General features: G+C 72.9%; 9 protein-coding genes. 5 read left to right on the top strand and 4 right to left on the bottom strand.

From position 1 onward, the window contains the following. The first annotated feature begins 8 nt into the window (after positions 1-8). Together maeA and pheA are read left to right on the top strand one after the other, a co-directional pair. Positions 9-1,748: an oxaloacetate-decarboxylating malate dehydrogenase gene (gene maeA / locus DB32_RS25475; protein ID WP_053235245.1), complete on the top strand. Its 1,740-nt coding sequence runs from the start codon at positions 9-11 to the stop codon at positions 1,746-1,748. Continuing rightward, on the top strand, positions 1,745-2,905 hold the full coding sequence (gene pheA, locus DB32_RS25470; protein WP_240481253.1) for a prephenate dehydratase: 1,161 nt from the start codon (positions 1,745-1,747) through the stop codon (positions 2,903-2,905). Before maeA ends, pheA begins: the two co-directional genes overlap by 4 nt. Before the next feature lie 45 nt (positions 2,906-2,950). Here pheA and DB32_RS25465 read toward each other — a convergent pair whose 3' ends face one another. Next, entirely contained in the window at positions 2,951-3,880 is a 930-nt protein-coding gene (locus DB32_RS25465; RefSeq protein WP_157069385.1) for a tetratricopeptide repeat protein, read from the bottom strand. Beyond that, entirely contained in the window at positions 3,877-5,181 is a 1,305-nt protein-coding gene (locus tag DB32_RS48515; RefSeq protein WP_053235243.1) for a serine/threonine-protein kinase, read from the bottom strand. Before DB32_RS48515 ends, DB32_RS25465 begins: the two co-directional genes overlap by 4 nt. 36 nt (positions 5,182-5,217) lie before the next feature. On the opposite strand from DB32_RS48515, the gene DB32_RS48510 reads away from it, so the two are divergent. Beyond that, positions 5,218-6,729 (top strand): hypothetical protein, encoded by a 1,512-nt coding sequence (locus DB32_RS48510; RefSeq protein ID WP_053235242.1) that lies wholly within the window; start codon positions 5,218-5,220, stop codon positions 6,727-6,729. Here DB32_RS48510 and DB32_RS25450 read toward each other — a convergent pair. Continuing rightward, positions 6,704-8,398, bottom strand: a complete 1,695-nt coding sequence (locus DB32_RS25450) for an RCC1 domain-containing protein (protein WP_053235241.1) — start codon at positions 8,396-8,398, stop codon at positions 6,704-6,706. The two genes, DB32_RS48510 and DB32_RS25450, sit on opposite strands and share 26 nt — an antisense overlap. Positions 8,399-8,490: 92 nt before the next feature. Between DB32_RS25450 and DB32_RS25445 the strand changes: the two genes are divergently transcribed. Next, positions 8,491-10,164 carry a DUF1592 domain-containing protein gene (locus DB32_RS25445; RefSeq protein WP_053235240.1) on the top strand — a complete coding sequence of 558 codons (1,674 nt, stop codon included), beginning with the start codon at positions 8,491-8,493 and terminating at the stop codon, positions 10,162-10,164. Next, entirely contained in the window at positions 10,161-11,612 is a 1,452-nt protein-coding gene (locus tag DB32_RS25440; protein ID WP_053235239.1) for a DUF1552 domain-containing protein, read from the top strand. The genes DB32_RS25445 and DB32_RS25440 overlap by 4 nt, the downstream gene beginning before the upstream one ends. On the opposite strand, the gene DB32_RS25435 is transcribed toward DB32_RS25440, so the two are convergent. Further along, positions 11,605-12,498 (bottom strand): SDR family NAD(P)-dependent oxidoreductase, encoded by an 894-nt coding sequence (locus DB32_RS25435; RefSeq protein ID WP_053235238.1) that lies wholly within the window; start codon positions 12,496-12,498, stop codon positions 11,605-11,607. The genes DB32_RS25440 and DB32_RS25435 overlap by 8 nt on opposite strands. Positions 12,499-12,504: the final 6 nt, after the last annotated feature.

The raw sequence follows: 12,504 nt of genomic DNA, 5'->3' as shown, positions 1-12,504 counted from the left end.
GGGGCCGGGTGACCGGCGTCGTCTCCAGGGCTTCGGGCGCGGCGCGCGAGGTGGAGGTCCGATACGACGCGCAAGGCGCGCCGTACCTCGCGACGACGCTGCGGGGCGCGCAGCTGCTGCGACATCCGCTGACGAACAAGGGCGCGGCGTTCGACCGTGAGGAGCGTCGCGCGCTCGGGCTCGAGGGCCTGCTGCCGCCCGCGATCACGACACTCGAGCAGCAGGTCGAGCGTGCGTACGCCGGCTTCGGGCTGCAGACGACGGCGCTCGGTCGTCATCTCTATCTGCGCGGTATCCAGGATCGCAGCGACGTGATCTTCCAGGCGCTGCTCGCCGCGCACCTCGAAGAGCTGCTGCCGTACGTCTACACGCCGACCGTCGCCGAGGCGATCGAGCGCTTCGATCACGTGCATCAGGAGCCCAAGGGCCTCGTGATCACGTACGACGACATCGAGCGCATCGACGCGCTGCTCGCGGCGTGGCCCGCGGACGACGTGCGCGTCGTCGTCGCGACCGATGCGTCGGCGATCCTCGGGATCGGCGATCGCGGCCACGGCGGCATCGGGATTTCGATCGGCAAGCTCTCGCTCTACGGCGCGGCGGGCGTCGATCCCGCGCGCACGATGCCGGTGCTGCTCGACGCGGGCACCGATCGCGACTCGCTGCGCGAGGACCCGCTCTACCAGGGCGTGCGTCGTGAGCGCGCGCGTGGCCAGGCGTATCTCTCGCTCGTCGACGCGTTCGTCGGCGCGCTCGCGCGGCGTTATCCGCGCGCGCTGCTGCAGTGGGAGGACCTCGCGAAGGACGCCGCGATCGACGTGCTGCACCGTCATCGCCGCTCGATGCCGTCGTTCAACGACGACGTGCAGGGCACGGGCGCGGTCGCGCTCGCGGGCCTGCTCGCGGCGTGCGCGGGCAAGGGCGAGCGACTCCGCGATCAGCGCGTGGTGATCCACGGCGCGGGCGCGGGTGGCGCGGGCGTCGCGATGGCGATCCAGGCGGGCATGCGCCGCGAGGGGCTGAGCGACGAAGAGGCGCGGGCGCGCGTGCTCGTCCTCGACTCGCGCGGCCTGCTGATCGAAGGCGCGAAGATGGAGGCGTACAAGGCGCCTCTCGCGCAGCGTCGCGCAGCGATCGAGAGCTGGAAGATCACGGGCGAGCGCCCCGATCTGCTCGAGACGGTGCGCGAGGGGCGCGCCACCGTGCTGATCGGCCTGAGCGGTCAGGCGGGCGCGTTCGACGAGACGATCGTGAAGCAGCTCGGCTCGCAGTGCGCGCGTCCGATCGTGCTCGCGCTCTCGAACCCGATCACGTCGTGCGAGGCACGCCCCGCCGACGTGCTGGCGTGGACCGAGGGGCGCGCGATCGTCGCGACGGGATCGCCGTTCGCGCCGGTCGAGCTCGGCGGCAAGCGCTTCGTGATCGGCCAGGGCAACAACGCGTTCGTGTTCCCCGGGATCGGCCTCGGCGCGATGCTCTCGGGCGCGTCCGAGATCACCGATCAGATGGTGCTCGAGGCCGCGTACGCGCTCGCCGAGTACGTGCAGGAGCGCCACCTCGCGAGCGGCGCGATGTACCCGCCGATCCGTGAGCTCCGCGAGGTCTCGGCGCACGTCGCAGCGCGCGTGATGCGTCGCGCGGTCGACGACGGAGTCGGCACGTGGCCCGAGGGCGCGGATCCCGATCCCGTCGCGTTCGTGCGCGCGCGCTCGTGGACCCCGCGGCACCTGCCCGTGAGGCCGGCGTGAGCGACGATCCCCGCGCCTCGATCGAGTCGATCATCACGCCGCTTCCGACGCCGGAGAACGGCGTGCCCGTGCCCGATCTCGCGCTGGCGCGGCAGCGCATCGACTCGATCGACGATCGCATCCTCGATCTCCTCGCCGAGCGCGCGGAGGTCGTCGGTGCGGTGCGTCGCGCGAAGCAGGCGAGCGGTGCGCCCGCGCTCGATCCCGAGCGCGAGAAGGCGCTGCTCGAGCGCCTGCTCGAGCGCGGCGCGGGTCGCTTCCCGAAGCCCGCGATCCTCGCGGTGTTCCGCGAGATCCTGAGCGGCTGCGTGTCGCTCCAGGCGCGCGTGACCGTCGCGTACCTCGGACCGCAGGGCACGTACTCGCACGCGGCGGCGCGCGCGCTCTTCGGCTACGCCCCGCAGTACATCGAGGAAGCGACGATCGACGGCGTGTTCGAGTCGGTGCGTCGCGGCCGCGCAGTGTACGGCGTGGTGCCGATCGAGAACTCGACCGAGGGCTCGGTCGCCGGCGCGATCGACGCGCTGATCGAGGGCGGCTGTCGCATCCGGCGCGAGCTCGTGCTGCCGATCAAGCACTGCCTGCTGTCGAACGTCGAGTCGCTCTCCGAGGTGCGCCGCGTGTACTCGCACCCGCAGGCGCTCGCGCAGTGCCGCAAGTACCTCGCGAACAACCTGCCCCAGGCGCAGATCGTCCACACCGCGTCGACCGCGCTGGCGGTGCGCGAGGCGGGCGGTGACGCGAGCGGCGCGGCGATCGGCAGCTCGCTCGCCGGCGAGATCATGGGCGTGCCGGTGCTGCGCGAGGGCATCCAGGACATCGCGTTCAACGCGACGCGCTTCGTGATGATCGGCAAGGACGACGCGAAGCCGACCGGCCGTGACCGCACGACGTTCACGTTCATCATCGCCGACGAGACCGAACGCGGCGCGCTGCGCCGCACGCTCGGCGTGCTCGAGGACAACGGCGTGAACATGACGCGCATCGAGTCGCGGCCGAGCCGCGATCGCGCGTGGCGCTACGTGTTCGTGATCGACGTCGAAGGGCACCGCGAGGACGAGAACGTCGCGGCCGCGCTCGCGGCGCTCGAGACGCGCGTGCAGGCGCTGACGGTGCTGGGCAGCTACCCGCGCTACCCGGATGCCGAGAAGAAGTGAGTCCCGACCGGAGTGCTCGTCCCGCGGACGGTAGGGACGGGACGTCTACGGCGTCGTCAGCGTGACGACGACGCCGTAGATCGGATCGGAGACGGGCGCTTCTTCCTGCGTGACCGTGAGCGGCACCGCGATGCCGATGGCCGCCGCAGCGAGCGCCAGCGCGACGCCCGACCACAGCCACGGGCTCTCGACGATCGGCGTGCCCGCGCTCGGGCCCGAGAGCACGACGCGCATCAGCTCGCCGCTGTCGACGCGCGCGGTGGTCTCGCGTCGTCCTGCGCTGTCGGCGACCGAGATGCGGTACTCGCCCGGCGGGAGGTCGCGGCGGATCGATCCGGCGCCGCGCACCACGCCGAGGATCTCGACGATCGCCTCGGGCGTCGGGCTCTCGACGACGAGCGTGCCGGGGAGCGTCGAGCCGAGCTCGGCGCGGATCGTTCGGCGTGCGCCGCGCTCGACGACGATGCGCTCCTCGTAGCTCGTGCGGCGCGGCGCGGACGCGGTGACGACGTGCTCACCGGGATCGACGGCGGTCTCGACGACGTCGCCGTCGGGCGCGGTCGCGACCAGCACGCCGTCGATGCGCAGCTCGATCGCATCGGCGCCGGTCACGCGCACCGAGAGGTGCCCGAGCTCGCGCCGCGAGCGCACGAGGAACGACTCGACCTCGCGCCGCTGCTCGGGCGAGAGCGCGCCGTAGCGGTCCGCGAGCAGCGCGTCGAACGTCTCGATCGCGCGCTGCAGCTCGCCGGTGCCGCGCAGCGCTATCGCGAGGTTGAATGCGGATCCGACGTTCGACGCGAGCGCGAGCGAGCGCGCGAGCAGATCGCGCGCGGTCGCGAAGTCACCCGAGCCGAGCGCCTCGCGCGCTTGCTCGAAGAGCGCGCGCGCCTCGTCGCGCTGCGCATGCACCATCGATGCGGGCGCGAGCAGCGCGAGCACGAGCACCACGACGAACGTGCGGAGCCGCGTCACTCCCACTCCCACATCGGGATCTTGCTGCTGCCTGCGCCGCTCGCCGTGCGCCGCGGCGTGCGCGCTGCGCGCCGGGATCGCGTCGTGGGCGCGGCGGGCGCCTCCTCCGCGACGTCCGCTTGCGCCGAGTCGTGCACCGCGGGCGGTGCCGCCTCGATCACCGGCACCGGCGCGGGCGCAGCGACCGGCGCCGCCGCGGCGGGCACGATAGGCGTCGTCTCCGCGCGCTGCTCGTCGTCGGGCGTGAGGCTCGCCCACACCGAGATCGCGGCTGCGATCACACCCGCGACGACGCTCGCCGTGAGCGCTGCGCGCGGCCCCCGCGAGAGCGCAGCGCGCGCCGGTGCGCGCGATCGCTCCCGCTGTCGCTGGAGCTCGCCCGCGAACGCCTCGCGGAGGTGCTCGCCGACGTCGAGCCTGCCCTCCGACCCGACGACGTCCGCGAGCACGTCGTCGAGCACGCGCGAGACCTCCAGCGCAGTGCGCGGCCGGTGCGCCGGATCTTTCGCGAGCATCGAGAACACGAGCTCCACGAGCTCCGGCGCCGCATCGGCGCGCACCTCGCCGAGATCGGGCGGCGGCTCGTGCAGGATGCGTCGCACTCCGTCGTGTCCGTCGACGTTGCGATAGAGGCGTCGTCCCGCGAGCAGCTCGTAGAGCACGATGCCGAGCGAGAACAGATCGGCGCGGCGATCGACCTCCTCGAAGCGCAGCTGCTCGGGCGCCATGTAGCCGAGCTTGCCCTTGAGCACGCCGGTCGCGGTGCGCGTCGTGCGACCGAACGCCTTCGCGACGCCGAAGTCGGTCACGCGCGTGACCCCGTCGAAGCCGACGAGGATGTTCTGCGGCGACACGTCGCGATGCACGAGCGCGAGCGGCTCGCCGCTCGGCGCCGTGAGCTCGTGCGCGGCGTGGAGGCCGCGCGCCGCTTCGATGCCGATGCGCAGCGCGAGCTGGAGCGGGACCTCCGCGCGACGCGCGATCGCGTGCTGGACGATCGCCGAGGCCGGCACGCCCTCGACGTACTCCATGACGAGGTAGGGCCCCTCGTCGTCCTCGCCGACGTCGAGCACGCTGACGACGTTCGCGTGGCGCACGAGGCCCGCGATGCGCGCCTCGTCGAAGAACATCGTGCGGAACTCCGCGTCGTCGCGGTGCGCGTCGTGCAGTCGTTTGCGCGCGTAGAGACGCTCGAAGGATCCCTCGCGACGACGCACCAGCTCGACTCGCCCGACGCCCCCGCTGGCGATCTCCGAGAGCGGCTCGTACGCGCTCGCGCGGCGTGAACGGAGCCAGCGCATCGCGCGCCATTGTATCCTCGCCCGCGGTCGCGACCAATGCCCTCGGACGCCCACATCGAGGCCGATCGCGCCGCGATCGCCGCGGCGCTCGCCGGTGATCGCGTGACCTGTGACGCGCGCGTCGCCGCGATGTCGCCATCCCGGCTCCGCAGCGCCGACGACGCCGATCGCGGATCCGCGGTGCGGGTGCTCGCGGCGAGCGCGCGTCACGCGGCGCTCGCGCTCGACGCCGCGCGCGTGTCGGAGCTCGACGACCGGATCGCCGACGCGCGACCCGCCGCGACCGAAGGCGCGCCCGACGTCGCTGCCGAGCTGATCGGCGCGTGGCGCGCCTTGCTCTCGGGCGCCCACGCGCTCGCGCTCGATCTCGCGACGACGTGCGGCGCACGTGCGTCGGAGCGACGCCAGCCCGATCTCGTGGTCGACGCGGCATCGCTCGCGGGGCTCGCGCGCCTCGCGTCGGGCGACGTCGCGTCGGGCGTGAAGGCGGCGCGCCGCGCGTCGCGCATGGCGCGCACCGAGAGCATCCCGCTGTGCGAGGCGCTCGCGCACCTGGTGCTCGCGCGAGCACGCCGCGCGAGCGGGCACGCGCACCTCGCGCTCCGGATCACGCGCGCGCTCGGCGCGCTGCCGGTCACTTCGCACGGGGCGTGGCTCGCGTTCGAGCACGCGCTCGCGGGAGGCAGCGCGTCCTCGCTCGCGCGCGACGAGCTCGCCGCCGCGCTCCACGCGTGGTGCGACGCGGCGGAGTCGGGCGACCGCGCGCGCTTCGACGACGCGACGCGTGTGCTGCAGGCGCGCGCGGCGAGCGCCCCGCCGTTCCTCCGCGACGACGTCGACGCGCTGGTGCTCGCCTGCGATCCGCAGCGCGATCCGCACGGCTCGCCGCTCGAGTCGTTCCTGCTCGGCGCGACGTCCGAGATCCCACCCGCGCTCCACGGCATCGCGACGACGCGTGGCATCGCGTCCGAGTCCGCGATCCTCTACGCGCTCCAGCATCGTGCATCGGCGCCGCGCCGCGTCGTGCGCCTCGGTCGCGCGCTCGTCCTCGACGGCGTGCCCGCGCTGCAGCAGTCGCGACGACATCAAGGGCGCGCGGAGACCGTCATCGCCACGCTCCTCCTCGCCGGGCCTCGAGGGCTCGACGAGGCAGAGTGCTTCCGCGCCGTCTACGGCTTCGAGTTCGTGCCCGAGATCCATCGCGGCGCGCTCGACGTCGCGCTGCACCGCGCGCGCGAGTGGCTCGGCGGGATCGCGCACCTCGAGCGACAGGGAAGCCACGTGCGGCTCGAGGCCGAGCGCGGCCTGGTGTGCCCCGATCCGCGCGCGGGTCGCTCGCTGGCCGACAAGATCCTCGCGGCGCTCGCCGAGGATCGCGGGCGCAGCGCGAAGGAGCTCGCCGAGGCCGTCGGCGCGCCGCTCCGCGCGGCCCAGGCAGCGCTCGCCGCGCTCGTCGAGGACGGCGCGTGCGAGGCGCGACGCGCCGGGCGCGTGCTCGAGTACCACCTCGAAGACACGACCTTCAGCGAGCCGACGTACGTGCGCTGATCACGGGCGGCGGGAAGCATACGCGTCGCGGCGTCGTCACGCGATCGCCCGCGCCGTCGCCGAGCCCGAGCTGGTCCTCGGTGTTCCTGCCCCAGCACCACAGCGTCTCGTCGGTGCGGATCGCGCACGTGTGATCGCGCCCGAGCCCGAGCGCGCGGAACGCTGCGCGCCCCGGCGCGACGACGTCCGCCGGCCGACTGTTCTGATCGGTGGTGCCGATGCCGACCTGTCCGAAGTCGTTGCGGCCCCAGCACGCGAGCGCGCCCTCCGACGTGATCGCGCACGTGTGCGAGCCGCCTCCCGCCGCGAGCGCGTACGGGCCTCCTTCGATCGGCCCGACCGGGCTCGCCACGTTCGCGAGCAACATCGGCCCGGTGCCGAGCTGTCCGTTCTGCCCGCCACCCCAGCACCAGAGCTCGCCTTCGCCGCGGATCGCGCAGGTGTGGAAATCACCCGCTGCGACGGAGATCCAGTCGTCGACGCACTCGCCTTCGATGCAGCCGACCTCGGTGGGCGCGGTGCGATCGACGAAGTCCCCCGTGCCGACCTCGCCCGACTCGTTGAGGCCCCAGCACAGGACGCGACCGTCGGTGCGCAGCGCGCAGTCGTGGAACCCGCCGGTCGCGATCTGCAGGAAGCGATCGTCGGGCGCGAGCAGGCGCGGTGTCGCGACGCCGCCACCGATGTCCTGCTCACCCACCTCGCCGTTGCGGTTGCCACCCCAGCAGTAGAGACGCCCGTCCTCGCCGATGCCGCACGTGTGGTTCCACCCCGAGTCGATCAGATCGAGCGCGGGCTCGGTCACTTCCGTCGGCCCCACCACTTCCTCGCGCATCGTGCCGTCGCCGATCTGCCCGGCGTCGTTCCATCCCCAGCACTGCCGCTCGCCGAACACGCCGAGCACGCACGTGAAGTCGGTGCCGCACGAACCGACCGACCAGAGGTTCGCGGCGAGGCGCGTCGGCACCGCGCGCTGCTCGCCGATCGACGTCTGCCCCGCGCGATCGCTGCCCCAGCAATAGAGCCCGTCGCCCGCGGTCGTCGCGCACGTGTGGAGCTCGCCCGCGAACACGTTGTGCACGCGCACCGCGGCGCGACACGTCCCGTCCTGACAGGTGTCGCCCTCGCATCCGCACGACGTGCCGTCGCGTCGCGGCGCGCACGCGCCGCTCGTGCACGTCTCGCACTCGCCGCAGAGCGGCTGCGAGCGCGCGGTGTCGCCGAGCGGGCCCGGCTCGAAGCACTCGCCGGTGCACACGCCGAGCTGACAGGTGCGCCCGTCGCCGCACGGCTCGATCCCGACGCACTCGCGATCGAGCCACAGGTGCAGCTCGCGTCGCTCGTGGCTGACGTACCCGCCGACCGCGGAGACCTCGACGAGCACCTCGCCGCGCGCGTCGAGGAGCGCGCCCGAGACGCGGAAGCGGCGGCTCGCATCTCCGTCGCGCGGCACGAGCGGAACGCGCGCGAGGTGCGTCACGCCGTCTCGCGACAGCGGATCGGTGCGATCGAGCGCGTTGCCCTCGTCGGTGTCGACGCGCACGCGGATCGAGGTCGCCTCGGCGGCGAGCTCGTCCTCCGCGTGGAAGAAGACGAGCACCTGCGTCGCCGGCACGGTGCGACAGCCGAGCGCCAGACCTGCGAGGCCGGCGAGGAGCCACGCGCGCATCGCACCTTGTCTACCACGGTCGCAGTCCTCGGCGGTGTCAGCGCGATCGAACCGTAAGTGATCGCGCCGCGCAGTTCGCGCACGCTGTCCTCATGAGCGCCGCGCTTCCACGTCCATCGCTCTTGCTCGCGGCCGTGCTCGCGAGCGCGTGCACCGGCGATCTCGGCGGGGGCCCCGCGGGTCCCAGCGGCTCGAGCCCGCGGCCCGGCCCCGGCGGTCCCGGCGAGCCCGTCGCGTGCGACACCGGCATCCCGCAGGTCGCACCCGCGCCGCTGCGCCGCCTCACGCCGCTGCAGTACCGCAACACCGTGCGCGATCTGCTCGGCGATCCCGGCTACACGCCGAACGTCGACGACGAGGCGCCGGTGATCACGGAGCGCGGTGTGCGACAGCTGCGCGACGCGGCCGAGCTCGCGATCGCGCGTCGCTCGAGCTGGTCGCGCGAGATCTTCCCGTGCGACACGAGCGGCGCGGCGAACGACGCGTGCGCGTCGGAATTCATCGACACGTTCGGCGCCCGTGCGTTCCGCCGTCCGCTCGACGACGACGATCGCTCGGCGCTGCTGGATGCGTATCGCAACGCGCTCGCGAACGATCTGACGTTCGGCGAGGCGATGGAGATCGTGCTCGAGGTGATCCTGCAGTCGCCCGAGGTCGTGTACTTCGAGGAGCACGGCGCGCCCGGTGCGACCGACGCGACCCGCCCGCTCTCGCAGTACGAGGTGGCGTCGCGGCTCTCGTACTTCCTGTGGAACACGACGCCCGACGACACGCTCCTCGGCGCGGCGCGCGATGGATCGCTCGACGCCGCGGGGCTGCGCGCGCAGGCCGAGCGACTGCTCGACGATCCGCGCGCCGAAGAGACGCTGCAGTCGTTCTTCTGGGAGTGGCTCCAGCTCGGCGGCGGTCGCCTGCACCACGCGCTCGAGTCGACGTCGAAGGACGAGACGCTCTACCCCGAGTACGACGCGGAGCTCCAGGCCGCGATGCGCACCGAGCTCGAGGCGCTCGTGCGCGACACCTTCGCGCGCGGCGGCAGCTTCGAGGATCTGCTCACCACGCGCCGCGCGTACGTGAACGGCCCGCTCGCCGCGGTCTACGGCGTCGACGGACCGACCTCGGCGGACGACTGGCAGTGGGTCGAGCTCGACCCGACGCAGCGCGCCGGTCTGCTCACGCGCGCCGCGTTCCTCACCGTGTTCTCGAGCGCGACGGTGCAGTCGCCGATCCGCCGCGGCGTGTTCGTCGTCGAAGAGGTGTTCTGCGTCGAGCTCGGCACGCCGCCGCCGAACGCGAGCGACGTCGTCGTCGACGGCGGCGACGACGGCGACGGCCTGCGCACGGTGCGACAGGACGTGACCGCGCGCACCACGAGCGGCACCTGCTCGAGCTGCCACTCGCTGATCAACCCGGTCGGCTTCGCGTTCGAGCACTACGACGGCATCGGGCGCCATCGAACGGAAGAGCTCACGACGGGCCTGCCGCTCGACGCGAGCGGCGTCGTCGCGGGCACCGACGTGGACGGCGCGGTGCGCGACGCGGTCGAGCTCAGCACGCGCATCGCGACGAGCGCACGGGCGCGTGCGTGCTTCTCGAATCGATGGCTCGAGCGCGCGCTCGGTCGTGTGCCCGCGCGCCTCGACACCTGCTCGATGGAGCGCATTTCCGAGCGCTTCCGCGAGTCCGGCAGCATGCGCGAGCTCGTGCTCGCGATCGTCGAGAGCGACGCGTTCCGCTACGTGAACGTCGGAGAGGTGACCCCGTGAGCCATCGTCTTCACTCGGGCCGTCGCGCGTTCCTCGTCGGGCTCGGCGGCGCGATCATCTCGCTCCCGCTGCTCGAGCACACGCACGGTCGCGCGTTCGCGCAGGGCGACGCGCCGAAGCGCTTCCTCACCGTGTTCGAGCACGGCGGGACGATCTCGAACATGTACCGCGGCTGGCCCAACGGAGACGGCGGCTGGCGCGCCGACGGACGCGGCGAGGGCCACGGGCTCGACTACTGGGCGCCCGCGAGCACGAGCGAAGCGCTCGAGCTCGGCCCGATCCACCAGGACCTCGCGCCGTGGGCGTCGAAGCTCCTCGTGCTCCAGGGCATCGACAACCGCGCGGGCATCCTCCAGAGCCAGTACGCCGACGGCGGGCACGGCACCGCGAACGTCACGGCGCTCACGGCCGCGAGCATCACGAACCCCGGCGACGAGGCGAGCTCGCTCGGTCCTTCGATCGATCACGTCCTCGCCGAGCGCCTCGCCGCGATGCAGCCCGCGCGCTTCTCGCGCATCCACCTCGACGTCTCGGGCCATCAGTACGGATCGCCGTACTTCCGCGCCGCCGGCGAGCGCGTCCACGGCGAGCCCGATCCGCGCGCCGCGTTCGACTCGATCTTCGAGGGCGTCACCGGCGACGGCGAGCCCGATCCCGCGCTCCTCCGCCGCATCCGTCGCCGCCGCAGCGTGCTCGACGGAGCGCTCGATCAGCTCGCGCGCTTCCGCACGCGCGTGACCGCGAGCGATCGCGCCGCGATCGACGCGCACCTCGAGCACCTCCGCGCGCTGGAGCGCGAGCTCGACGCGCTCGAGACCCCGCCGATGTGCGCGCCGCCCGACGAGATCGCGGAAGCGACGCGCGCCGACGTGATCGGCCCGCTGCACGTGCGCATCATCGTCGCGGCGCTGCGCTGCGGCCTCACGAACGTCGCGAACCTCGAGATCGCCGACATCATCACGCCGTGGGTCGGCGGGACCGACTGGGGCTACGAGATCGGCCACTCGCTGCACCACTACGCGCGCGAGATCGGCCCCGACGGACCCTCGGCGGGGCAGCACGACCAGTGGGTCTCGGAGATGCTCGCCAACCGTCGCTGGCGCATGAGCCTCGTGCGCGATCTGCTCGAAGGCCTCGACGATCCGACGTTCCTCGAGGGCGACGCGACGCTGCTCGACAACAGCCTCGTGCTCTGCACGAGCGAGTTCTCGAACGGCGCGGTCCACGTCGCGTACAACGTGCCGATCCTCCTCGCGGGGAGCGCGGGCGGATACTTCCGCACCGGGCGCAACATCGACTACGACACCGCGCCCGGCGCGCTCGAGTACACGTCGCGCGAGTCGACGCACAACCTCTTCACGTCGATCCTCCACGCGTTCGGCGGCGAGGACGCGCACTTCGGGAGCGAGCACGCGGTGCACGAGGGCCCGCTCCCCGAGCTCACTTGATCTCGAAGGGCGGGATCACGCGACCGTCGACGTCGGTGAAGCCGTACTCGCGCGCGAGATCGCCGACGCACAGCACGCGCCCGCTCTTCCGCATCACGTCGTCGTCCGCCGCGAGCGCCGCGACCCCGCGTCCCAGGTAACGCGGCGACTCCGTCGACGCGAGCTCCGGGCGCTCGCGCCATCGCTCCTCGGTCGTGTGGTGCCCCGCGAGCACGAGCTCGGTGCGCATCCATCCCGGCGACACCGCGACCGAGGCGACGCCGTGCGGGCGCAGCTCCTCCGCGAGATCGAACGCGAGCCGATTGAACGACGCCTTCGCGAGGTCGTAGAAGAGGTTGCCGCGCAGGTACCGATCGCGATCCCAGAACGTCGTGGTGACGATCAGGCCGCGCTTCTGCTCGAGGAAGATCGGCGCTGCGACGTGGCTCGCGATCACGTGACAGCGCAGACCGCCGTCGAACATCCCGTTCCAGTGCGCGAGCGGCTGCTCCCAGAACGGCGCGGAGAGCGACTCCTTCGTGAACGTCTCGTGCCCGCCCCACGCGTTGTTCACGAGGAGATCGAGCCGTCCCTGCTCGCGCATCACACGCGCGAAGAGCGCGCGCACGTCGTCCACGTCGCGATGATCGCAGCGCACCGCGATGCCGCGCCCGCCCTCGCGCGTGACGTCGTCCGCGGTCTCCTCGACCGAGCCCGGCATGCGCGACATGCCGCTCAGCTCGACGATGCCGCGGTACACGTCGGGCACGGACTCGCGCGTGCTCCGACCGGTCACGTAGACCGTCGCGCCCGCCGCGCCCAGCTCCAGCGCGATGCCGCGCCCTGCGCCGCGGCTCCCGCCCGTCACGATCGCCACCCGACCCCGGAGCACCTTCTCGTTCGTCATGGACGT

The organism is Sandaracinus amylolyticus (assembly GCF_000737325.1).
GTDB classification, from domain to species: domain Bacteria; phylum Myxococcota_A; class Polyangia; order Polyangiales; family Sandaracinaceae; genus Sandaracinus; species Sandaracinus amylolyticus.
Note: the sequence above shows the minus strand (reverse complement) of the source record. Positions and strands in the feature narration are given on the sequence as shown.

Excerpts from the sequence above, each read along its gene's own strand:
- DB32_RS48515 (WP_053235243.1), bottom strand. The coding sequence starts at position 5,181 with ATGCGCTGGCTCCGTTCACGCCGCGCGAGCGCGTACGAGCCGCTCTCG.
- DB32_RS48510 (WP_053235242.1), top strand. The coding sequence starts at position 5,218 with ATGCCCTCGGACGCCCACATCGAGGCCGATCGCGCCGCGATCGCCGCG.
- DB32_RS25450 (WP_053235241.1), bottom strand. The coding sequence starts at position 8,398 with ATGCGCGCGTGGCTCCTCGCCGGCCTCGCAGGTCTGGCGCTCGGCTGT.
- DB32_RS25445 (WP_053235240.1), top strand. The coding sequence starts at position 8,491 with ATGAGCGCCGCGCTTCCACGTCCATCGCTCTTGCTCGCGGCCGTGCTC.
- DB32_RS25435 (WP_053235238.1), bottom strand. The coding sequence starts at position 12,498 with ATGACGAACGAGAAGGTGCTCCGGGGTCGGGTGGCGATCGTGACGGGC.